Here is a 22,314-nt window from a genome sequence, read left to right on the forward strand (position 1 = left end):
GCCGTGCCTCAGTCCCAGAGTCCCTGGATCCGCATGACGCCCGCGAGCAGGCACATGAAGGACCCGATGCCGAGCAGGACTATGACCCCGCGGGGCATCTTCTGCTTCGAGAAGGAGTAGACGCCGCCGGCCAGGAACAGGCCGACGACGATCAGGATGGTGCTGAGGCCGGTCACAGTGCGCCCTTCGTGGAGGGGATGATGCCGGCGGCGCGCGGGTCGTGCTCGCTGGCGTAGCGCAGGGCGCGGGCGAGCGCCTTGAACTGGCACTCCACGATGTGGTGGGCGTTGCGCCCGTACGGTACGTGGACGTGCAGGGCGATCTGCGCCTGGGCGACGAAGGACTCCAGGATGTGCCGGGTCATCGTCGTGTCGTACGTACCGATCATCGGCGCCATGTTCTCCGGCTCGGTGTGCACCAGGTACGGCCGGCCGGAGAGGTCGACGGTGACCTGGGCGAGCGACTCGTCCAGCGGGACGGTGCAGTTGCCGAAGCGGTAGATGCCGACCTTGTCGCCGAGGGCCTGCCGGAACGCCGCGCCGAGCGCGAGGGCGGTGTCCTCGATGGTGTGGTGCGTGTCGATGTGCAGGTCGCCGTCGGTCTTGACGGTGAGGTCGAAGAGCCCGTGCCGGCCGAGCTGGTCGAGCATGTGGTCGTAGAAGCCGACCCCGGTCGACACGTCGACCTTGCCGGAGCCGTCGAGATCGATCTCGACGAGCACCGAGGTCTCCTTGGTGGTGCGTTCGACTCTTCCTACGCGGGCCGCGCGAGTCATGCGTCGTGCTCCTTCTTGAGTTCGCGTACCGCGTCGAGGAACGCGTCGTTCTCTGCCGGGGTGCCCGCGGAGACCCGCAGCCATCCCGGTACTCCGTTGTCCCGGACCAGGACGCCCCGGTCGAGGATCCGCCGCCAGACCGTGTGGCTGTCGGGGAAGCGGCCGAACTGGACGAAGTTGGCGTCCGAGTCGACGACCTCGTAGCCCAGTGCGCGCAGCTCCGCGACGATCCGGTCGCGCTCGCCCTTGAGCCGGTCGACGTACGCGAGCAGCGTATCGGTGTGCTCCAGCGCGGCGAGCGCGGTGGCCTGGGTGATGGAGGACAGGTGGTACGGCAGGCGCACCAGCTGGACCGCGTCCACCACCGCGGGGTCGGCGGCGAGGTAGCCCAGGCGCAGTCCGGCGGCGCCGAACGCCTTGGACATGGTGCGCGAGAGCACCATGTTCGGCCGGCCCTCGATCAGCGGGAGCAGCGAGGGGCGGTGGCTGAACTCGCCGTACGCCTCGTCGACGACGACCATCGACGGCTTGGCCGCCTGCGCGGCCTCGTACAGCGCGAGGACGGTGTCGGCGTCGACGGCGGTGCCGGTGGGGTTGTTGGGCGAGGTGATGAAGACGATGTCGGGGCGCTGCTCGGTGATGACCTTCCGGGCGGCCTCGACGTCGATGGTGAAGTCCTCGTTGCGCGGTCCGGAGATCCAGCCGGTGCCGGTGCCGCGGGCGATGAGGGCGTGCATGGAGTACGAGGGCTCGAAGCCGATCGCGGTGCGGCCGGGGCCGCCGAAGGCCTGGAGCAGCTGCTGGAGTACCTCGTTGGAGCCGTTGGCCGCCCAGACGTTGGCGAGGGAGACCTCGTGCCCGGCGGTGCGGGTGAGGTAGCGGGCCAGTTCGGTACGGAGCTCGACGGCGTCCCGGTCGGGGTAGCGGTTGAGGTCGCGGGCGGCCTCGCGGACCCGCTCGGCGATCCGGTCGACGAGCTCCTCGGGCAGCGGGTAGGGGTTCTCGTTGGTGTTCAGTCGTACGGGGACGTCGAGCTGCGGTGCCCCGTAGGGCGACTTGCCGCGCAGCTCGTCGCGGATCGGGAGGTCGTCGATGCGGGTGGCCCCGCGGGGGGTGTTGCCGTGCGTCACTGCTGCGGAACCTTCCAGCCGAACCTGGCCTTGAGCGCGGCGCCGTGGGCGGGGAGGTCCTCCGCCTCGGCGAGGGTCACCACGTGGTGGGCGACCTCGGCGAGCGCGTCGCGCGTGTAGTCGACGATGTGGATGCCGCGCAGGAAGGACTGCACGGAGAGCCCGGACGAGTGGCAGGCGCAGCCGCCCGTCGGCAGCACGTGGTTGGAGCCCGCGCAGTAGTCGCCGAGCGAGACCGGGGACCAGGGGCCGACGAAGACCGCGCCGGCGTTGCGGACCCGGTCGGCGACGGCGGCGGCGTCGGCGGTCTGGATCTCCAGGTGCTCGGCGGCGTAGGCGTCGACGACCTTGAGGCCGTCCTCCAGGTCGTCGACCAGGACGATCGCGGACTGGCGGCCGGCCAGCGCGGGTTCGATCCGGTCGGTGACGTGCTTGGTCGCGGCGATCTGCGGCTTCAGCTCGGCCTCGGTGGCGGCGGCCAGCTCCGCGGAGTCGGTGACGAGGACGGCGGCGGCCATCGGGTCGTGCTCGGCCTGGCTGATCAGGTCGGCGGCGACGTGCACCGGGTCGGCGGTGGAGTCCGCGAGGATCGCGATCTCGGTGGGGCCGGCCTCCGCGTCGATGCCGACGCGGCCCTTGAGGAGGCGCTTGGCGGCGGCGACGTAGATGTTGCCGGGGCCGGTGACGAGGTTCACCGGGGGGCACTCGTCCGTCCCGTACGCGAACATCGCGACGGCCTGGGCGCCGCCGGCCGCGTACACCTCGTCGACGCCGAGCAGGGCGCAGGCGGCGAGGATGGTCGGGTGCGGCAGGCCGCCGAAGTCCTTCTGGGGCGGGGAGGCCACGGCGACGCCCTCGACGCCGGCCTCCTGGGCCGGTACGACGTTCATGACGACGGACGACGGGTAGACGGAGCGCCCGCCCGGCACGTACAGCCCGACGCGCTCGACCGGCACCCACTTCTCGGTGACGGTGCCGCCGGGGACGACCTGGGTGGTGTGTGTGGTGCGGCGCTGCTCGCGGTGGACGAGGCGGGCGCGGCGGATCGACTCCTCCAGGGCGGCCCGGACCGCGGGGTCGAGGTTCTCGGCGGCCTCGGCGATCGCCTCGGCCGGGACACGGATCGATTCGAGCCGTACGCCGTCGAATTTCTCCCCCCACTCGATCACTGCCGCGGAGCCACGATGGCGTACGTCCTCGCAGATGGGCCGCACCGTCTCCAGGGCGGCTTCCACGTCGAACTCGGCACGGGGCAGCAGGTCGCGCAGGGCTCCGCCTTCGGGGAGGACGTCGCCGCGCAGATCGATTCGAGAGATCACACCGCAATTCTCGCAGACCGCCTCCGGCATCCGGTCGTCCGTATCACTGGCTGATACGTGTCCTGGACGCCTTCCGGGCGTCTTCGATGACCGATGGCGTTCACCTCGTCACTCAGCGGGAAGAACAGCCTGAAAGCGGAAGGGGGAATCGTGACCGAACCCCACGACGGTGATTTTCCTGATGGTCTCAGCGCGGCCGAGCTGGGCATGTGGCAGGCGTTCCGGAACGGCAGTACCTACGATCTGCGCGCCCGTGACCCGGCGCGGGACGATCCGTTCGCGCCCCGCGTGTGGGGACCCGAGCGCAGTGTGGGCGGGCGCGTCGTCGCCCGGCTGCTGCTGTCCGGGCCGCCGCCGCGGCCGGGCCGGGTCGCCGCGCTGAAGCTCCGGGGCGTACGGATCACCGGGACGCTCGACCTCGCGGGCGGGCGGGTCTCGCCGTACGTCGAGATGACCGGCTGCCGTTTCGAGAACGAGGTGGTGCTGCCCGAGTGCCACTTCACGACGTTGCGGCTCGTGGGCTGCGCGATGCCCCGGCTGGAGGCGGCCCGGCTGCGGACCGAGGGCGATCTGCATCTGCCGCGCTGCCGGGTCGAGCGCGGCATCCGGCTCACCGACGCCCAGATCGGCACCGATTTACTGATCAACCAGATCGAGATCGGTCCGGACCGGGGCGGTCGCGCCCTGGCCGCTGACGGACTGTCGGTCGCCCAGGACCTCCAGGCGGAGCTGGTGGAGGCGCGCGGCGAGCTGAGTCTGCGCGGGGCGAAGGTCGGCGGCTCGCTGAGCCTGCGCGGCAGCCGGCTGCGGGGCAGGGAGGGGCGGCGCGCGCTGAACGCCCCGCAGCTGACCGTGGAGCGGACGCTGTACATGAGCGAGGCGTGGGTGAGCGTCGACACCGGCCTCCAGGGCACCACTCCCCCGTTCGGCATCGTCATGGCGTCGACCCCGGCGAGCGGCACCCGGTCGCAGTTCTTCGAGTGCCGCGGCGGGGTGCGGCTCGACGACGGGCGGTTCGGCGACGCGGTCGACCTGCACAAGGCGCGGTTCGTGCTGGGCCGGCACGAGGAGCTGTCGCTGCGCCGGATCGTCACCCCGGAGCTGCGGTTCAACGCGGAGCGGCCGGAGGAGGGCCGGGTCGTGCTGAACGGCGCGAAGGTCGTCACGCTGATCGACGTGTCGACCAGCTGGCCGGGGCCCGGCGGCCTGGCGATGGGCGGTTTCGTGTACGAGAACCTCGTCCCGTACGGGCACTTCCCGCTCTCCCGGCGCCTGGAGTGGGTGGCGGCGGCGACCCCGGAGTACGTGCCGGAGCCGTACGAGCGGCTCGCGACGGTACTGCGCAACTGCGGGGAGGACGCGGACGCCCGCGAGGTGCTGCTGGCCAAGCAGCGACGGCGGCGCGAGACGCTGCCGATCGCCGCGAAGCTCTGGGGCTTCCTCCAGGACTGGGCGGTGGCGTACGGCTACCGGCCGGGGCGGGCGGCGGTGTGGATGGCGCTGCTCTGGGCGGCGGGGACGCTGGCCTTCTCCCTGCAGGCGCCGGCGCCGATCAAGCCGGACGAGCATCCGCAGTGGAACGCGGCCCTGTACGCGCTGGACCTGCTGATCCCGGTGATCAACCTGGGCCAGGACGGTTACTGGCGGACGGAGGGCGGCTGGCAGTGGGCCGCGGCCGTGCTGGTCCTGCTGGGCTGGATACTGGCCACGACGGTCGCGACGGGCGCCACCCGGCTGCTGCGCCGGGGCTGACCGGATTCCGGCCACGGGCGGACCGGCGACCGATGGCCGGCCCGCCCGGAATCCCTTGTGCGGCGCGCCCCGTGCGGGGGTTCCGGGCCGTGGTCGAACGCCCGGACGGGCTGCGTCCGCAGCATCGGACAACCCCGGCCGCAGCGACAGGAACAAGCCAGATTCCGCACTTTCCTTTGCTTTTTCTTGACCCGGCCGAATGCAACCCCTCCACTCGGCACCAAAGCTTCACAGCCCGCCTCTGGCGCCGCCCCGACCAGCGCTTTTCAATGGTCTGCACCATGCCATTCCTTCGTGCCCTGCTCCGTACCGCGGGCCGGTTCCGGCGCTCCCCCCAGGGCCCCGCCGGACTGCCCGCGGACGACACGGTGCTGCTCGACGCCCCCGACGAGCGGCTCTCGCCGGCGCTCGTCGCCGCCGCCCTCGGGGAGTACGGGCCTGCCGCGAAGCTCCTCGCCACCACCCGGGACCGCGCCGAGTGGGAGAACCGGGACCGCTACCTCGTCCGGCTCGTCGCCTTCGCCCGCAGCCGCGACGGCTGGCTGACCGCCTGGCTCGCCGCCGCCCCGCACGACCCGGACGCCCTGCTCGTCAAGGCGCAGCTGGCGGTCCGCCGGGCCTGGGAGTCGCCCGCCAGGAGCGAGCAGCTGCGCGAGATGGGGCCGCTGATCACCGCGGCGGCCGAGAGCGATCCGCGCGACCCGGTGCCCTGGCGGCTCGCGCTCGACCACGCGCGCGGCACCCACGCCACCCACACCGTGTTCGAGGCGCTGTGGGAACAGGCCGTACGGCGCTCCTCGCACCACTACGGCTGCCACGTCGCGGCGCTGCGCTACCTCTCCGCGGCCTGGTACGGCTCGCACCGCGAGTGCTTCGACTTCGCCGAGCGGGCCGCCGAGGACTCGCTGCCCGGCTCGCTGGTCCAGGCGCTGCCGCTGCGGGCCGCCTTCGCCCTGCTGGTCGAGGGGCCCGAGGCCCGGACCACCTCGGTGCAGGAGGAACGGATCGACGCGGCGGCAGATCTGGCGATCACGCTGTCCGACTCGTTCGCGCCGGGCGACCCCTGGCCGGCCGAGGTCCGCAACCTGCTGGCGTTCGTGCTGGTCGCCCGGGGCCGCTGGGCCGAGGCACTGGAACAATTCCGGCGAATCGGACCCCACGCGGCGTCGTTCCCGTGGTCGTCGGTCTCCGACGATCCGCTCGGCCGGTTCCTGGAGGCACGGGAGGACGCACGGCTCCGGGTGGCCTGCGGAACGCTTCTGCCGGACCGGGCCGACCGGGGCCGGACCCGCGGCCATTACGCTTGAGCGTTGTGACCACCGCTCGCCTGCCCCTGTTCCCGCTGAACGTGGTGCTGTTCCCCGGCCTCGTGCTGCCGCTGAACGTCTTCGAGGAGCGTTATCGCGCCATGATGCGCGAGCTGCTGAAGACCGACGAGGACGAACCCCGGCGCTTCGCCGTGGTTGCGATCCGCGACGGCCGCGAGACCGCCCCGACGGCCCTGGGGATGCCGGACGAGGTGAACGCCACCGCCGGGCGCGGCCCCGCGGACGGCTTCGGCCCCGACCCCCTGCAGTCCTTCCACCGGGTCGGCTGCGTCGCCGACGCGGCGAAGATCCGGGAACGGCCGGACGGCAGCTTCGAGGTCCTCGCGACCGGCACCACCCGGGTCAGGCTGCTCTCCGTCGATGCGAGCGGCCCCTTCCTGACGGCCGAGCTCGAAGAGCTGGACGAGGAGCCCGGCGAGGAGGCGGGGGCACTCGCCGAGGGCGTGCTGCGGGCCTTCCACAGCTACCGGAAGCGACTGGCCGGGGCGAGCGAACGCTCCCTGACCACCAACGCGGAGCTGCCCGACGACCCCTCCGTCGTCTCCTACCTGGTCGCGGCGGCGGCCGTGCTCGACGTCCCGGTCAAGCAGCGGCTGCTCCAGGCCCCCGACACCGCCACCCGGCTGCGCGAGGAGCTGACGCTGCTGCGCTCCGAGACCGCCGTCATCCGGCATCTGCCGTCGCTGCCCGCGGTGGACCTGACCCGCGCCCCGACCCACCCCAACTGATCCGGCCGGCCCGGCCGGCGACGAGCGACCCGAGGACCGTTTCCCCGTGGCGAAGAAGCCGAAGAAGCAGCAACAGTCCGGCGGCACCCCGGCCACGGTCGCCCTGACCGCGGCCGGCACGGCGTTCACCGTCCACGCCTACGACCACGACCCGGCGTCGGCCTCCTACGGCGAGGAGGCGGCCCAGGCCCTGGGCGTCGCCCCCGAGCGGGTGTTCAAGACCCTCGTCGCGGACGTCGACGGCACCCTCACCGTGGCCGTCGTCCCGGTGGCCGGCTCGCTGGACCTCAAGGCCCTGGCCTCCGCGGTGGGCGGCAAGCGCGCCACGATGGCCGACCCGGCGGCGGCGGAACGCACCACCGGCTACGTGCGCGGCGGCATCTCGCCCCTGGGCCAGCGCAAGCGGCTGCGCACGGTGCTGGACGCCTCGGCCCGGTCCCACGCGACGATCTGCGTCTCGGCGGGCCGCCGCGGTCTGGAGGTGGAGCTCTCCCCCGAGGACCTGGCCTCGCTCACCGGCGCGGTGTTCGCGGAGATCGGCCGGGGCGCGTAGAGCCCCGCCGGGAAACGGGGCCGGGGCTGCGGAGACGCGCCCCGCACCGCCCCCGGCTACGATCCGGCCGGCGTCCCGCCCGACGGCCCCCCGTCCCCGGGCGCACCACCCGCGGGCACGGGCCCACCGGACGGCACGGGCCCACCAGGAGGAACGGGCCCGCCGGAAGGCACCGGCCCGGCGCCACCCGCGTACATCCCCCACGGCTCCGGATCGCGCGGGCCGAACGCCGCGGTCAGCGCGAGGTGCACCGCCATCGCCCCCAGCGGCCACGCCAGCAGCGCCCCCTTCGCGCGGAGCTGGAGCGGTGCGTCGAAGACCACGCCCTTGCCGACCGCCCGCGCGTGCGCGACCACGTCCTGGTCCGGCCCGAGCCATACCCCCAGCCGCCAGGCCAGCAGCGAGCCGAGCAGCCCGCCCAGCGCGAGCCCGATGACGAGGGCGATGCCGCCGCTCCTGCGGAAGAAGAAGACCAGTGCCCCGGAGACGGCCCCGCAGGCCAGCGCCAGCAGTACGAACGTGCCGTCGGCGCCGACCGCCTCCTCGCCCTCGCTGTTGCTCAGGAAGACGGCGGTCTCGTCGGAGATCAGCGGGACCCGGGGCGCCAGCCACAGCCAGAGGAGCCCGAGCACGACGCCCGAGACGGTCACGAGCGCGGCGACGGCCGCGGCCCGGCGCAGCTCCGCCCCGACATCCTTCTTCTCCCCGGACTCCAGCAGGCTCCCGTGGGGACCGTCGAAACCACCGGGGCCGCCCGGTCCGCCGGGACCGCCGAAGCCACCGGGGTGCCCCGCCCCGCCGCCCGAACTGGGCGGGGTCTGCCAGGGGTCGTTGGACGAGGGCTGGTGAGGCGGCGTCAGAGGTGCGGTCACCGCCCCATCGTGCCAGGCGTGCCCGGCCCGCGCCTCATCGGACCGCCGCCCTGCGGTACGCCCAGGTCGCCGCGGCCAGCGCGAGGACGCCGACGACGGCGCAGACGCCGAGGTCCAGCGCGACGGCCGCCCAGTCGGGGCGGGCGTCGAAGGACCGGGAGAGCGCCTCGACCCCGTAGGTCGAGGGCAGCAGGTCCCGGGCCCAGCCGATCGGGGCGGGCAGCCGGTCCGCCGGGAGCACGCCGAGCAGCAGCGCCGCCGACATGCCCAGCTGGCCGAGCAGGGTGGCCAGTTCCTGCCGGGGCGCGAGCAGCCCCAGCGCCGCGCCCAGCCCGGAGAGCGCCGCCCCGGACAGCGGGATGACGGCGGCGAGCACCCACAGGTGGGTCAGCGGCAGCCCGAACAGCACGCTGCCCGTCACGGCCGTGACGACGGTGCCGGGCACGGTGAAGGAGGCGTACGCCCCGGCCGCGCCGAGCACCACGGCGGCGGGCGGCACCGGCAGCGTGGCGTAGTGGTCGAGCCCGCCGCCGGCCCGCAGCTGCCCGAAGTACTGGGCGAGGAGGTTGAGCGCGACGAAGGCCACGACGAGGACGCTGGACCCGGCGACGACGGCGCGGGCCTCCGAGCCGCCGTCGACGACCCCGCGCATCAGCACCATGATCCCGATGGACTGGAACGTCGCGACGAAGAGCAGCGGGATCCGGGCGACCCGGGCCCGGGACAGCTGGGCCCGGTAGACGGCCGCGAGCGAGGGGAACAACCGGGCCCTCGGGGCGAGCGGCGCGGGCGCCGTCCCCTCGTCGCCGCGCCCGCCTCCGGCCGTGCCGGTCCGGCCGTCATCGGCGGTCCGCCCGGTCGCACCCGGCGGGACGGATCCCACCGCGTGGTCGGGAACGATGCTCGTCACCTGGCGCTGCTCCTGTTCGTTCCCCGCCCGGCCGTGCACGCGCACCCGGTCGCCCCGCCCACCCCGGTCATGACTTCACCAGCTCCTCGGTCGCGGCCCCGCCGAGCGCGAGGTAGACGTCCTCCAGGCTGGGCGTCGCCAGCGTGAAGTCGTCGAGTGCGGCGAAGGCCGCCCCGCCGGTCACCGCGGCGACCGCCGCCCGTGCCTCGTCGGGGCCGAGCCGCATCACCCAGCGCCGCCCGGATTCCTGCGCCGAGGCCCGCAGCGCGGCCACTTCGGGCACCTCCAGGGGGGCGCGTTCCCGCCACACCAGCTCGACCCGTACCTCGCCCGCGACGCGTTCCTTGAGTCCGGCCGGGGTGTCGCAGGCGATGACCCGGCCGCGTTCGAGCACGGCGACCCGGTCGAGGACCGTCTCGGCCTCGATGACGTTGTGGGTGACGAGCAGCACCGTCGTGCCGCGCTCGGCCCGGCGCCGGTCCACGGCGGCCCAGACGGCGCGCCGGGCGACGGGGTCCATGCCGGTCGTCGGCTCGTCCAGCACGAGCACCGGCCGCTCGCCGACCAGCGCGGCGGCGAAGCAGGCGAGTCGCCGCTGCCCGCCGGAAAGCTTCTTCAGGGCGCGCCCCGCGATCTCGGCGAGGCCCAGTTCGTCGAGCACGGCGTCGCGCTCGGCGCGGGCGTCCGCCGCCGTGAGGCCGCGCAGCCTTCCGGTGGTCTCGGCGGCGAGCGACACGGTCAGCTCGTCGAGCGCGGTGGACTCCTGGCCGAGATAGCCGATCAGCCGGGCGGCCCGTTCGGGGTGGCGCACGAGGTCGTGGCCCAGCACGTCCACGCTGCCGGAGTCGGGGCGCATCAGTCCGGTGAGCTGTCTCACCAGGGTGGATTTGCCGGCGCCGTTGGGGCCGAGCAGTCCGAAGATCTCGCCGCGCCGCACGTCCAGGCTGATCCCGTCGGTGGCGCGCACCTCGGGTGTGGCGGGTCTGCCCCGGCGGCCGCGGGCCGCGGGATAGGTCTTGACCAGATCACGCACCGCGCACACGGTCCCGGTCGCCGTCTGCGCCTGTGCTGTGCCCGTACTCACGAGGTACGAGGGTACGGGGTCGGGCGCCCCGGACCGTGCCCGGGGCCGTGCGGGCCGGGCCTCGGCGCGGTGTTCGGCGGCTGGATGTCCCGTCCGGGGCCGACCGGCACCGCCCGCCCCTCGCACACCCGCACGGCTCCGCACCCCTGCGGCTCCGCGCGCCACGGCCGGGCCCCGCCACCGCGGCCGGGCCCGGCCGCGCGGCAGGGCGTCGGCCACCGTCGCCGGGGACGCGCGCCGCACGGCCCGTCAGCCGCCGGACGGGCCCGGCCGCTCCGCCGTCGCCGGGGCGTGCTCCGCCGCGGCCCGTACGTCGACCTCCCGCCAGAAACCCGCCCGGATCGCGTAGCGGTCGTGCTCGTCGATCTGGTCGTCCTTGTGGGCGAGCAGGCCGAACCGGGCCGCGTAGCGCAGCAGTTCGCCGTCGATGCGGTGCGGGATGCGCGGGTACATGGTGGACAGCTTCTGGAGGTGGGCGGTCTCGGGCAGCCGTTCCATCCAGCGCCGGGCGAAGACCTGGCCCACCTCGAAGGGGTCGCCGCCGACGGTGGTGATGTCCTCCTCACGGTCCGCCCAGCGCTGTTCGGCGCTGGTGAGCTGGGCCAGGGTGGGCAGGGAGGCCATTTCGGCGGGCTCGCCCAGCGGTCCGCCGCGCTCCACCCAGCCCCGGTCGGACGACCAGCGCAGGGTCGCCCCGCCGGGCACGGCGGCGGGCCGGTCGGGCTGGGCGACGGGGCCGCGCAGGCTGCCCGCCAGGTCCTTGGGGGTGGGGACGCCCCGGCCCCCGCCCGCGGGCCGTTCGGCGGCGGGGCTCTCCCCCGGCGGCGGGACGGCGGGGCCGGACTCCTGTGCACGGGCCTCCGACGCCCGCTCGGCGGAGGCGGCCAGCGCCGCCTCGGGCAGGGGCGCGGAGAGGATCGCGGCGATCTCCGGGCGGGGCGCGGGCTGCGGGGCGCAGACGCCGGTGTCCCTGGCCCGTACGGCCTGGGTGATCCAGGCCCGGTCGAGCACCCTTCGTTCGTCGGCCTCGGCCACCAGGTCCTCGGACTGGTTGTAGTCGCCGTCGGCGGCCTGGACGGCCCACAGGTGGACGGCGACGCCGTGTTCCTTGGCGGACATCAGGCCGGGCAGCAGGTCGCCGTCCCCGGTCACCAGCACCACGTCGGAGCAGGCGCGGTTCCTGGCGAGCTCGGTGAGTTCGGCGTGCATCGCGGCGTCGACGCCCTTCTGCGCCCAGCGCCCGTCGCTGCGGGTGAGGGCGCCCAGCCGGACCGTCACCCGGGGCATCACGCGCAGTCTGCGGTGTTCGGGCTGCGGCACGCGGTCGGGGGCGCCGTCGAACCAGTAGATCCGCAGCAGCGGCTGCTGCGTGTCCTCCTCGGCGCGCTCCCGCAGGCCCCGAATGAGGGCCGCGTGGTCGACGGTGATGCGGGAACGGGCGGGCTCTCCGGCCAGCAGGCTCGCGGCTGCGCCCAGCAGATAACCGGCGTCCACCAGGACGACGCAACGGTCCACGCGTTCCACCCTCTTCCAGAAGTTCGGGTGCGGTCCTTGCCCGGGGTTTCCTTCGAGTCTGCCCGACCGCGCAGGGGTTGACGGCCGGAACTCGATCATCGGCGTGGCGGATCCGGAAAACCTTGTGGAACATGCCACCACTACGCACGGTAATGATCCAACATGCACCGTTTGCCCCGACATGTGAATCTGAACGCGGTCCTGGCCCCGAGATTCCCCACAGGAGGAACACCACCATGGCCAAGAACAAGAACCGCAAGCAGGGCGGCCGGCAGAACCGCGCGACCGGTCCGGACCGGAGCGCGGAACAGGACAGGGACACCGCGTACGAATCGCAGATACAGTCGCAGTCCCAGGCCCAGGGCAGCCCTGCCGATGTTGCTCGTAAGCACCAGCGGCGCTTCGGTCACAACTGACCCGGCCCTTCCCGGCCCGGTCCCGGGCCGGACAGGCCGACAGGGGCGCTCCCGCTCTCGCGGGGGCGCCCCTGTCGCGCGTGGTGACGGCGGGCGGGCTCAGCCGGCCAGGCAGGACGGTCCGAGCAGCACCTTCAGGTCACCGAAGAGCGCCGGGTCGGGCTGCACCCGGTGCCGGTCGAGCCGGAGCACCGTGGTCTTGCGGGGGCCCTGGAGCCTGATCCGTACCTCGGTGTTGCCCCGGTGGTTGTCGAGCACCTCGCCGAGCCGGCTGACCATGGGCGGGGTGATCTTGACCGTGGGGATGGTCAGGACCACGGGGGCGTTGGCCCCCGCCGAGGAGAGGTCCGGGACCTGCATCTCCATGGCGACCAGCCGGGGCACGTCCTCCCGCTTGTCGAGCCGTCCCTTGACGAAGACGACGGTGTCCTCGACGAGCTGGGTGGAGACCAGCTGGTAGGTGGCCGGGAAGAACATGCACTCGATGGAGCCGGCGAGGTCCTCGACGGTGGCGATGGCCCAGGCGTTGCCCTGCTTGGTCATCTTGCGCTGGAGGCCGGAGATGATGCCGCCCACGGTGACGACGGCGCCGTCGGCGTGCTCGCCGCCGGTGAGCTGGGAGATCGAGGCGTCGGCCTTGTCGGACAGCACGTGCTCCAGCCCGAACAGCGGGTGGTCGGAGACGTACAGGCCGAGCATTTCGCGCTCCTGGGCCAGCAGGTAGGACTTCTCCCACTCGACGTCGGAGAACTCCACGTCGAGCCCGAAGCCCGGCTCGTCGCTCTCCTCCTCGCCCATGCCGCCGAAGAGGTCGAACTGTCCCTCGGCCTCCTTGCGCTTGACCTGCACCACGTTGTCGATCATCGGTTCGTGGTGGGCGACCAGGCCCTTGCGGGTGTGGCCCATCTCGTCGAAGGCGCCGGCCTTGATCAGCGATTCGACGGTGCGCTTGTTGCAGACGACCGCCTCGACCTTGTCCAGGAAGTCGGGGAAGCTGCTGTACTTCCCCTTCGACTTGCGGCACCGGATGATCGAGTCGACGACGTTCTGGCCCACGTTGCGCACGGCGGTGAGGCCGAAGAGGATCACGTCGTCGCCCTGGGCGGCGAAGTTCGACAGGGACTCGTTCACATTGGGCGGCAGCACCTTGATGCCCATGCGCCGGCACTCGTTGAGGTAGACGGCCGACTTGTCCTTGTCGTCCTTGACCGAGGTCAGCAGCGCCGCCATGTACTCGGCGGGGTAGTTCGCCTTGAGGTACGCGGTCCAGTAGGTGACCAGGCCGTACGCGGAGGAGTGCGCCTTGTTGAACGCGTATCCGGCGAACGGGACCAGCACGTCCCACAGCGCCTGGATCGCCTCGTCCGAGTAGCCGTTCTTGCGGGCGCCGGCCTGGAAGAGGACGAAGTTCTTCTCCAGCTCCTCGGGCTTCTTCTTGCCCATCACGCGGCGCAGGATGTCGGCCTCGCCGAGCGAGTATCCGGCGACGATCTGGGCGGCCTTCTGCACCTGCTCCTGGTAGACGATCAGGCCGTAGGTGAGGCCGAGCGTCTCCTTGAGCGGCTCCTCCAGCTCCGGGTGGATCGGGGTGATCTCCTGGCGGCCGTTCTTGCGCTCGGCGTAGTTCGTGTGCGAGTTCATGCCCATCGGGCCCGGCCGGTAGAGGGCCGAGACGGCGGAGATGTCCTCGAAGTTGTCGGGCTGCATCTGGCGCAGCAGGGAGCGCATCGGGCCGCCGTCGAACTGGAACACGCCGAGCGTGTCACCGCGGCAGAGCATCTCGTACGTCTTCGGGTCGTCCAGCGGGAGGGCCAGCAGGTCCAGCTTGACGCCCTTGTTGGACTCCACCATCTTCACGGCGTCGTCCATGATCGTGAGGTTGCGCAGGCCGAGGAAGTCCATCTTCAGCAGGCCGAGCGACTCGCACTGCGGGTAGTCCCACTGCGTGATGGTGACGCCGTCGGTGTGCCGCACCCAGACCGGGGCGTGATCGACGATCGGTTCGCTGGACATGATGACGCCGGCGGCGTGCACGCCCATCTGCCGGACCAGGCCCTCGACGCCCTTCGCGGTGTCGATGACCTTCTTCACGTCCGGCTCGTTCTCGTACATCCCCCGGATCTCGCCCGCCTCGCTGTAGCGCGGGTGCTTGGGGTTGGTGATGCCGTCGAGGTCGATGCCCTTGCCGAGGACGTCGGCGGGCATGGCCTTGGTGAGCCGGTCGCCCATCGCGTACGGGTAGCCGAGGACGCGGGCGGAGTCCTTGATGGCGTTCTTCGCCTTGATCTTGCCGTACGTGCCGATCATGGCGACCTTGTCGGCGCCGTACTTCTCCGTCACGTACCTGATCACCTCGACGCGCCTGCGCTCGTCGAAGTCGATGTCGACGTCGGGCATGGAGACGCGCTCGGGGTTGAGGAACCGCTCGAAGATCAGCCCGTGCTCGATCGGGTCGAGGTCGGTGATGCCCATGGCGTACGCCACGATCGAACCGGCCGCGGAACCCCGGCCGGGACCGACCGCGATGCCGTTGTTCTTCGCCCACATGATGAAGTCGGCGACCACGAGGAAGTAGCCCGGGAACCCCATCTGGATGATGACGTCCATCTCGTACTCGGCCTGCTTCTGCCGGTCCTCGGGGACGCCGCCCGGGAAGCGGCGGTTCATGCCGGCCCGGACCTCCTCCTGGAACCAGGTGATCTCCGTGTAGCCCTCGGGGATCTCGAACTTCGGCATCAGGTCGCGCTTCTCGAACATGCCGGAGGTGTCGATCTGCTCGGCGACCAGCAGCGTGTTGCGGCACCCCTCCTGCCAGGCGTCGGAGGAGTCGACGGCGTACATCTCGTCGGTCGTCTTGAGGTAGTAGCCGGTGCCGTCGAAGCGGAAGCGGTCCGGGTCGGAGAGGTTCTTGCCGGTCTGGATGCACAGCAGCGCGTCGTGCGCCGTCGCCTCGTGGGCGTACGTGTAGTGCGAGTCGTTGGTCACCAGCGGCGGGATGTTGAGCTTCTTGCCGATCTCCAGCAGCCCGTCGCGGACCCGGTGCTCGATGTCGATGCCGTGGTCCATCAGCTCCAGAAAGTACCGGCCCTCGCCGAAGATGTCCTTGTAGTCGGAGGCGGCCTGGACCGCCTCGTCGAACTGGCCGAGCCGCAGCCGGGTCTGCACCTCGCCCGAGGGGCAGCCGGTGGAGGCGATCAGGCCCTCGGACCACTGGGCGATGGTCTCCTTGTCCATGCGCGGCCACTTCTGCAGCCAGCCCTCGGCGTAGGCGTCCGAGGACAGCCTGAAGAGGTTGTGCAGGCCCGTCGAGTTCGCCGCCCAGATCGTCTTGTGGGTGTAACCGCCCGAACCCGACACGTCGTCGCGCTTCTGGTGCGGCTGGCCCCACTGGACCTTCCGCTTGTGCTTGCGCGACTCCGGGGCGACGTACGCCTCGATGCCGATGATCGGCGTGACGCCCGCCTTCTTCGCCGAGTGGAAGAAGTCGTAGGCACCGTGCAGGTTGCCGTGGTCCGTCATCGCGATGTGCGACATGCCCATTTCATTGCACGCATTGAACATGTCCTTGAGCCGCGCGGCACCGTCCAGCAGCGAGTACTGGGTGTGGACGTGGAGGTGCGTAAAGGGCGGCTTGGTCACGGCGCTGTGCCTCCGGGAAACGGCTTGGGCGGGTTGGGGGGACAGCGTGGAAGTCTACGTCTTCGCGGTGCCGGACGACGGGCACTCCCGGGCGGGGTCGCGCGTTGTAGAGACCGGGACGCCCGTCCCATTTGTCAGGCACGGCAGGTATCAGGAGGCACCCGGAGATGTCGGAAGCACGGACCGGCGCGGCGCTGCGCGGTGAGCGGATTCTCGAGGTCTTCGACACCGCGTTCGGGGAGCTGCTGGCCGCCGACCCGGCCGCCTTCCGGGTCAAGTTCCGCAAGATGGCGGGCTCGGCCTTCGCCTTCTACCGGGGCACGGCGTGCCTGTTCTACAGCGATCTGGAGCAGGACCGGCACGGCGGCCCGTACCTGGACGAGCGGACCGGCCGGGTGTGGATCCACGGCGATCTGCACGCGGAGAACTTCGGCACGTACATGGACGCCAACGGCCGGCTGGTCTTCAACGTGAACGACTTCGACGAGGCGTACGTCGGCCCGTTCACCTGGGACCTCAAGCGGTTCGCCGCCTCCGTCGCGCTGATCGGGTACGCGAAGGCACTGGGCGACGACCAGATCACCGAGCTGGTCCGGGTCTACGCCGCGGCCTACCGCGAGCGGATCCACACCCTGGCGGCGGGCGCGAGGAGCGACGAGGTCCCCCCGTTCACGCTCGACACGGCCGAGGGTCCGCTGCTGGCCGCGCTGCGCGACGCCCGGTCGCTGACCCGGTTCGGGCTGCTGGAGTCGATGACGGAGATCCGGGACTTCGAGCGCAGGTTCTCCCCGGGCGGCGGCTCGATCGACCTCGACGCGGCGACGCGCTACAAGGTGCTGGCCGCCTTCGACGGCTATCTGGAGACGCTGCCGGAGTCGAGCCTGACCCGCCCCGACTCGTACCGGGTGAAGGACGTCGTCGGCCGTCGGGGCATCGGCATCGGTTCGGCCGGGCTGCCCTCGTACAACATCCTGCTGGAGGGCAACAGCGACGCCCTGGAGAACGACGTGGTGATCTACCTCAAGCAGGCGCAGACGCCCGCGGTCTCCCGGCACGTCACCGACGCGACGGTGCGCGCGTACTTCCGGCACGAGGGCCACCGCACCGTGATCTCCCAGCGCGCCCTGCAGGCGCACGCCGATCCGTGGCTCGGCTGGACGGATCTGGACGGGGCGGGTCACCTGGTCGCCGAGGTGTCGCCGTACGCGGTCGACCTCGACTGGTCCGACATCGACGAGCCGGAGGAGATCGCGGCGGTCATCGCCGACCTCGGCCGGGCGACGGCGACGATGCACGCCGCGGCGGACGACGAGAGCGGGCACTCGCTGGTGCCGTTCTCCACCGAGCGGGCGATCGACGCGGCGATCGCGGCGGACGAGGAGGGCTTCGCCGGCCTGCTGGTGGACTTCGCCCACGAGTACGGCGCCCGGGCCCGCGCCGACCACCAGATCTTCGTGGACCTCTTCCGCAACGGCCGCATTCCCGGGCTCTGACCCCTTCTTTCCGGCCCCTTCGGGGTCGCCCACAGATTCACGTGCGACACTCCTCGACGATGGACATATCCGGGACGCAGCTCAGGGTCGTTCGCGCGGCGCTCTTCACGGCGCTCGTCGTGACGCTCTCCGTCGCGTCCCATGTGCTGCTCTCCCAGGTCCCGCTGCCGCTGACCGTGGTCGGTCTGCTGGCCGGCGGGGTCTTCGTCGTGGCGTACGCGCTGGCCGGCCGGGAGCGCGGTTTCGGCGCGATCGCCGGGCTGCTGGTCCCGCTGGAGCTGGCCGCCGACACCGTCTTCACCACCGGTCAGCACCTCTGTTACGGGGCGGCGGGCGGGCCGATCGCCGGTCCGCTGCGCTCGGTCGGCGTCGACGTGCTGTGCGGGGGCGGCGAGGTCGGCACCGGTGTGGCGGGGGCCGGTGACGTCGGCGCCCCGTTTGCCTCGGTGACCGACGCCGGGCACACGGCGGCCTCGCTGCTGGCCTCCCCCGGCCCGGCGGTGCCGTGGCTGCTGCTGACCGCCCATGTGACGGTCGGCCTGCTCGCCGCGGCCTGGCTCCGGCGCGGGGAGGCGGCGCTGGTGGCCCTGCTGGGCGCGACCGCCGCGCTGGCGTTCCGGCCGCTGCTGATCGCGGTCGCCGTGGCCGGTACGGTCCGCCGCTGCGCGCGCCGCCGGGTGCGGCCCGCCGGACACGGCCCGCGCCCGCTCGTCCACGCCCGCCTGCTCGTGCACTCCGTGGGACGGAGGGGACCGCCGCGCTCGGCCGTCATCGCCTGAGCACACGCATCCCCCACCGACGTACCACCACACCCATGGAGAGAAGAACATGAGCAAGCGCAACAGCCAGGCCAACAAGGCGGCGGCCCGTGAGCGTCTGCGCGCCGAGCGCGAGCGGCAGGCCAAGCGGGACAAGACCCGTCGCCAGATCGTCGTCGGCGTCTCGGTCGTCGCCACCCTGGCGGTCGCGGGCGGCGTCTTCTGGGGCGTCATGCAGCTGAACAAGCCGTCCCACTGGGAGGCGGCCAAGGACGCGAAGAACGTCACCGCGCCCAAGAACACCTCGGGCGAGAACGGCACCACCGTCGTCATCGGCAAGTCGACCGCCAAGAAGACGCTGGAGGTGTACGAGGACGCCCGCTGCCCGGTCTGCTCCACGTTCGAACAGGCCGTCGGCGAGACGGTGCACAAGGACGTCGACGCCGGCAAGTACAAGCTCAAGTACATCGGTGCCACGTTCATCGACGACGTCACCGGCGGCGGCGAGGGCTCGAAGAACGCGCTGAGCGCGCTCGGCGCGGCGCTCGACGTCAGCACGGACGCCTTCCTCGACTACAAGGCCGCGCTCTACTCCGCGAAGTACCACCCGGAGGAGACCGACGACAAGTTCAAGAAGGACTCCTACCTGATCGAGATCGCCGAGTCGGTGGACGCGCTGAAGGGCAACGCCGACTTCAAGAAGAACGTCGAGGACGGCACGTTCGACGGCTGGGCGATGAAGATGTCCGAGAAGTTCGACGACAGCGGCGTGCGGGGCACCCCCACCCTGAAGATGGACGGCAAGACGCTCACCGACGGCCAGAGCGAGAACGCCCCGATGACGGCGGAGGCCTTCAACACCGCGATCACGGCCGCACTGAAGGGCTGACCGGACGGCGACGTCCCGGCGGCGGATCCTCGACGGGCAGGCGAACTTCCTTTGTTCGCCTGCCCGTTGACTTTACCCGCCAGTAGGATTTTTGTCCGTGACCAGTCGACAGAACTCCTCGCCGCTCTCCTCCCCCAGCCGCCGCACGGTCGTCAAGGCCGCTGCCGCCACCGCCGTCGCCGCCCCCGTGCTGGGTGCCGCCGCGATCGCGCACGCCGCGGCCGGACCCGCCTTCCTGCACGGCGTCGCCTCCGGCGACCCTCCCCCATAGCCTCAAGGGCATGGGAGGTGCCCCCCTCCCGACGGCATCCTCCTGTGGACCCGCGTCACCCCGTCCCCGGACGCTTCACCGGGCTCGGGCCTCGGCGCCGACACGGCGGTGGGCTGGGAGATCGCCGAGGACAAGGGCTTCGCCCGGATCGCCGCGCGGGGCACCACCGTCGCGCGGGCCGCGTCCGACCACACCGTGAAGGCCGATGTGCGGGGCCTGGCCCCCGCCACCACGTACTGGTTCCGCTTCACGGCGGGGGACGGCGCGGGGACCGTCTCGCCGATCGGCCGGACCCGGACGGCCCCGGCGGCCGGGGCGGCCACGCCCGGCGTCCGGTTCGGCGTGGTGTCGTGCGCCAACTGGGAGGCCGGGTACTTCTCCCCGTACCGTCACCTCGCCGCCCGCGCCGACCTCGACGCCGTGCTCCACCTCGGCGACTACATATACGAGTACGCCTCGGGCAGTTACCCGGACGCGAAGTACGTCGTGCGGCCGCACGAGCCGAAGCACGAGATCCTCACCCTCGCCGACTACCGCACCCGGCACGGCGCCTACAAGACGGACACCGACCTCCAGGCCCTGCACGCCGCCCACCCGGTGATCGCGATCTGGGACGACCACGAGTTCGCCAACGACGCCTGGTCGGACGGGGCGGAGAACCACACCCCGGGCACGGAGGGCGCCTGGGCGGACCGGGTCGCGGGCGCCAAGCAGGCGTACTTCGAGTGGATGCCGGTCCGCGCCTCCACCGAGGGCACCGTCCACCGCCGGCTGCGCTTCGGCGACCTGGCCGACCTCCACCTCCTCGACCTGCGCAGCTTCCGCTCCCGGCAGGCGAAGATCGGCGACGGCGCGGTCGACGACCCGGAGCGCACCCTCACCGGCCGGGCGCAGCTGGACTGGCTGAAGGCGGGGCTGGCCGGATCGGACGCCACCTGGAAGCTGGTCGGCACGTCGGTGATGATCTCGCCGGTCGCCTTCGGTTCCGTGCCCGCTCATCTGCTGGGGCCGCTGGCCGAGCTGCTGGGGCTGCCCAAGGAGGGGCTCGCGGTCAACGTCGACCAGTGGGACGGCTACACGGACGACCGCAAGGAGCTGATCTCGCACCTGCGGGACCGGTCGGTCACCAACACGGTCTTCCTGACCGGGGACATCCACGTGACTCCTCCCCCGGGTAAACCCGGGGGCTTCTCCTGTCGGTGGCTAGGCCGCGTCGGGAAGGACCAGCCCGGCCCTGAGTGCGACGTTCCAGGCGCCTACCCGGTCCGCGTGGTCGCGGTGCCCGCAGGCGGTGCACTGGAACTTCTCGCCGTCGCGGTTCTCGCTGTCCACGTGCCCGCATTCGGGGCAGGTGCGCGAGGTGTTGCGGGGGTCCACCGGGATCACAATGCGAGCGGCGCTTTCAGCCTTCTGCGTGAGGATGCCCAGGAACACCCCCCAACCCGCGTCAAGAATGCTGCGGTTGAGTCCGGCCTTCGAGGTGGCACCGTTGGGCAGGAAACTGCCGGGCCGCTCGGGGTCGGGCTTTGGCCTGGGGGTGCGAACCATGTTCGCGATGCGAAGTTGCTCGTGCGCGATCCGGTCGTAGTCGCGGACCAGGGCGAGCGCGGTCTTGTGCGCGTGGTCCAGGCGCTGGCGCCGGACCTTGCGGTGCAGCCTGGCGACCTTCTCCACCGCCTGGCGATGCTTGGCCGAGCGGTTCTCGCGCTTACGGCGCGGGAACGCTTTGAGGGCCCGCTGGGCGTCCGCCAAGGCGTCGGCGTTGCGCTTGGCGTGCCTGGGGTTCTCGATGTGCGCGCCCTCGGAGGTGGTGGCGAAGTGCGTGACGCCCATGTCGATGCCGGTCATCGCGCCCGTGGCGGGCAGCGGTTCGGTGGGAACGTTGTCGCAGGCGAGGACGACGTACCACTTCCGCCCTCGCGCTTGATGCTGACGGTCTTGACGCGGCCTTTCACGGGCCGGTGCTGGTGGACGCGGACGTGGCCGATGCCTTGGAGGCGGACACGGGTGACGGGGTCGTGCGGGGTGGAGTCCCAGCGGCAGCCGTCACCGTCCTTGGGAAACTCGACGGTGTCGAACCAGTTCACACCCCGGAACCGGGGGTATCCGGGCTTTTCCCCGGCCTTCACCCGGCGGAAGAATGCCTGGAACGCTTTGTCCAGGCGGCGCAAGGTGGCCTGCTGGGACGAGAACGACCAGCGTCCTTGCCGCTCAGGGTCGAACGCGCGGATCTCCTTGAGCTGCGCGGACTGCTGTCCGTACTTGACGCTCACCTTCGAGGCATGCCGGTAGGCATCCCGGCGTTCCTGCAAGGCCCCGTTGTAGAGGGAGCAGTGATCCCGCAGCATCTCGCCCAGCGCCGCCGTCTGACAGGCGGTGGGGCGAAGGAGGAACTTGTACGCGCGGATCACGATTCCTCCTCCTTCTGCTTCTTCGTCCGGGGGCGCTCCCACTGGGTGTTGATGTACTTCTCCACCGTGTCCGCGCTGACCGCGCCGACCGAGGCGACGAAGAACGACGACGACCACAACGTGGGCATCCGCGACTTGAGGTGCGGGAACTCCTCGCGCAGCACGCGGGAGGTGAAGCCCTTGAACTGGTTCGCCACGTAGGAGGCGGACGCCTTGGGCTCGTACTTGACGAACAGGTGCACGTGGTCGGGCATCACCTCAAGGGCGATGATCTCCCAGCCCTTCTCGGTCGCCTTCTGCTCGATCAGCTCACGCAGTCGAACCGCGACCCGGCCGCCGAGCACGCGACGGCGGTACTTGGGGCACCACACCACGTGGAGCCCCAAGTCATACACGCCGCCGGAATACCGGCGAACCTTCCGCGTCACGGTCACGCAATCACTATACACACGGCGCACATCTATCCGAGGT

19 protein-coding genes and 1 pseudogene are annotated in these 22,314 nt (G+C 71.8%); 9 read left to right on the forward strand and 11 right to left on the reverse strand.

Going from position 1 to position 22,314, the window contains the following annotated elements; genetic code table 11:
* Nucleotides 1–8: 8 nt before the first annotated feature.
* Genes OCT49_RS07660 through hisD form a run of 4 tightly spaced genes read right to left on the reverse strand, consistent with a single transcriptional unit; the run spans nucleotide 9 to nucleotide 3,224 of the window.
* On the reverse strand, nucleotides 9–176 hold the full coding sequence (locus OCT49_RS07660; protein WP_187438482.1) for a CG2302 family histidine operon protein: 168 nt from the start codon (nucleotides 174–176) through the stop codon (nucleotides 9–11).
* Nucleotides 173–775 (reverse strand): imidazoleglycerol-phosphate dehydratase HisB, encoded by a 603-nt coding sequence (gene hisB / locus OCT49_RS07665; RefSeq protein WP_283851132.1) that lies wholly within the window; start codon nucleotides 773–775, stop codon nucleotides 173–175. The genes OCT49_RS07660 and hisB overlap by 4 nt, the downstream gene beginning before the upstream one ends.
* Nucleotides 772–1,905, reverse strand: coding sequence for a histidinol-phosphate transaminase (locus OCT49_RS07670; protein WP_283851133.1), 1,134 nt, complete (start codon nucleotides 1,903–1,905; stop codon nucleotides 772–774). Before OCT49_RS07670 ends, hisB begins: the two co-directional genes overlap by 4 nt.
* Nucleotides 1,902–3,224 carry a histidinol dehydrogenase gene (gene hisD, locus OCT49_RS07675; RefSeq protein ID WP_283851134.1) on the reverse strand — a complete coding sequence of 441 codons (1,323 nt, stop codon included), beginning with the start codon at nucleotides 3,222–3,224 and terminating at the stop codon, nucleotides 1,902–1,904. The genes OCT49_RS07670 and hisD overlap by 4 nt, the downstream gene beginning before the upstream one ends.
* A gap of 150 nt (nucleotides 3,225–3,374) precedes the next feature.
* On the opposite strand from hisD, the gene OCT49_RS07680 reads away from it, so the two are divergent.
* From OCT49_RS07680 to ybaK, 4 genes are all read left to right on the forward strand, one after another.
* Complete coding sequence (locus tag OCT49_RS07680) at nucleotides 3,375–4,976, forward strand: oxidoreductase (protein WP_283851135.1); 1,602 nt, start codon at nucleotides 3,375–3,377, stop codon at nucleotides 4,974–4,976.
* Nucleotides 4,977–5,257: 281 nt separating this feature from the next.
* Entirely contained in the window at nucleotides 5,258–6,283 is a 1,026-nt protein-coding gene (locus OCT49_RS07685) for a hypothetical protein (protein ID WP_502963345.1), read from the forward strand.
* A gap of 5 nt (nucleotides 6,284–6,288) precedes the next feature.
* Entirely contained in the window at nucleotides 6,289–7,032 is a 744-nt protein-coding gene (locus OCT49_RS07690; RefSeq protein ID WP_283851137.1) for an LON peptidase substrate-binding domain-containing protein, read from the forward strand.
* Between the two features lie 46 nt (nucleotides 7,033–7,078).
* Nucleotides 7,079–7,585 (forward strand): Cys-tRNA(Pro) deacylase, encoded by a 507-nt coding sequence (gene ybaK / locus OCT49_RS07695; RefSeq protein WP_283851138.1) that lies wholly within the window; start codon nucleotides 7,079–7,081, stop codon nucleotides 7,583–7,585.
* Between the two features lie 56 nt (nucleotides 7,586–7,641).
* Here ybaK and OCT49_RS07700 read toward each other — a convergent pair whose 3' ends face one another.
* From OCT49_RS07700 to OCT49_RS07715, 4 genes are all read right to left on the reverse strand, one after another.
* Entirely contained in the window at nucleotides 7,642–8,457 is an 816-nt protein-coding gene (locus OCT49_RS07700; protein ID WP_283851139.1) for an ABC transporter permease, read from the reverse strand.
* Between the two features lie 34 nt (nucleotides 8,458–8,491).
* Complete coding sequence (locus OCT49_RS07705; protein ID WP_283855705.1) at nucleotides 8,492–9,220, reverse strand: ABC transporter permease; 729 nt, start codon at nucleotides 9,218–9,220, stop codon at nucleotides 8,492–8,494.
* Nucleotides 9,221–9,434: 214 nt separating this feature from the next.
* Nucleotides 9,435–10,409, reverse strand: coding sequence for an ABC transporter ATP-binding protein (locus OCT49_RS07710; RefSeq protein ID WP_283855706.1), 975 nt, complete (start codon nucleotides 10,407–10,409; stop codon nucleotides 9,435–9,437).
* 291 nt (nucleotides 10,410–10,700) lie between these two features.
* A complete protein-coding gene (locus tag OCT49_RS07715; RefSeq protein WP_283851140.1) occupies nucleotides 10,701–11,975 on the reverse strand; it encodes an NYN domain-containing protein in 1,275 nt (424 codons plus the stop codon).
* Between the two features lie 227 nt (nucleotides 11,976–12,202).
* On the opposite strand from OCT49_RS07715, the gene OCT49_RS07720 reads away from it, so the two are divergent.
* Nucleotides 12,203–12,382, forward strand: a complete 180-nt coding sequence (locus OCT49_RS07720; protein ID WP_283851141.1) for a hypothetical protein — start codon at nucleotides 12,203–12,205, stop codon at nucleotides 12,380–12,382.
* A gap of 99 nt (nucleotides 12,383–12,481) precedes the next feature.
* On the opposite strand, the gene dnaE is transcribed toward OCT49_RS07720, so the two are convergent.
* Nucleotides 12,482–16,021: a DNA polymerase III subunit alpha gene (gene dnaE, locus OCT49_RS07725; protein ID WP_283851142.1), complete on the reverse strand. Its 3,540-nt coding sequence runs from the start codon at nucleotides 16,019–16,021 to the stop codon at nucleotides 12,482–12,484.
* Nucleotides 16,022–16,188: 167 nt separating this feature from the next.
* On the opposite strand from dnaE, the gene OCT49_RS07730 reads away from it, so the two are divergent.
* The 4 genes and pseudogenes from OCT49_RS07730 to OCT49_RS07745 form a co-directional block, all read left to right on the forward strand.
* Nucleotides 16,189–17,514 carry a DUF2252 domain-containing protein gene (locus OCT49_RS07730; protein WP_283851143.1) on the forward strand — a complete coding sequence of 442 codons (1,326 nt, stop codon included), beginning with the start codon at nucleotides 16,189–16,191 and terminating at the stop codon, nucleotides 17,512–17,514.
* Between the two features lie 59 nt (nucleotides 17,515–17,573).
* Nucleotides 17,574–18,293, forward strand: a complete 720-nt coding sequence (locus OCT49_RS07735; protein WP_283851144.1) for a hypothetical protein — start codon at nucleotides 17,574–17,576, stop codon at nucleotides 18,291–18,293.
* 49 nt (nucleotides 18,294–18,342) lie between these two features.
* Nucleotides 18,343–19,161, forward strand: a complete 819-nt coding sequence (locus OCT49_RS07740; RefSeq protein WP_283851145.1) for a thioredoxin domain-containing protein — start codon at nucleotides 18,343–18,345, stop codon at nucleotides 19,159–19,161.
* Between the two features lie 97 nt (nucleotides 19,162–19,258).
* Nucleotides 19,259–20,593, forward strand: a pseudogene (locus OCT49_RS07745) (alkaline phosphatase D family protein); the annotation flags it as partial.
* A gap of 42 nt (nucleotides 20,594–20,635) precedes the next feature.
* Here OCT49_RS07745 and OCT49_RS07750 read toward each other — a convergent pair.
* Both OCT49_RS07750 and tnpA read right to left on the reverse strand, forming a co-directional pair.
* Complete coding sequence (locus tag OCT49_RS07750) at nucleotides 20,636–21,475, reverse strand: RNA-guided endonuclease InsQ/TnpB family protein (RefSeq protein ID WP_349632824.1); 840 nt, start codon at nucleotides 21,473–21,475, stop codon at nucleotides 20,636–20,638.
* 364 nt (nucleotides 21,476–21,839) lie between these two features.
* Complete coding sequence (tnpA, locus tag OCT49_RS07755; RefSeq protein ID WP_283855708.1) at nucleotides 21,840–22,271, reverse strand: IS200/IS605 family transposase; 432 nt, start codon at nucleotides 22,269–22,271, stop codon at nucleotides 21,840–21,842.
* Between the last annotated feature and the right edge of the window lie 43 nt (nucleotides 22,272–22,314).

The sequence above is a fragment of the Streptomyces sp. ML-6 genome, from assembly GCF_030116705.1.
Classification (GTDB): domain Bacteria; phylum Actinomycetota; class Actinomycetes; order Streptomycetales; family Streptomycetaceae; genus Streptomyces.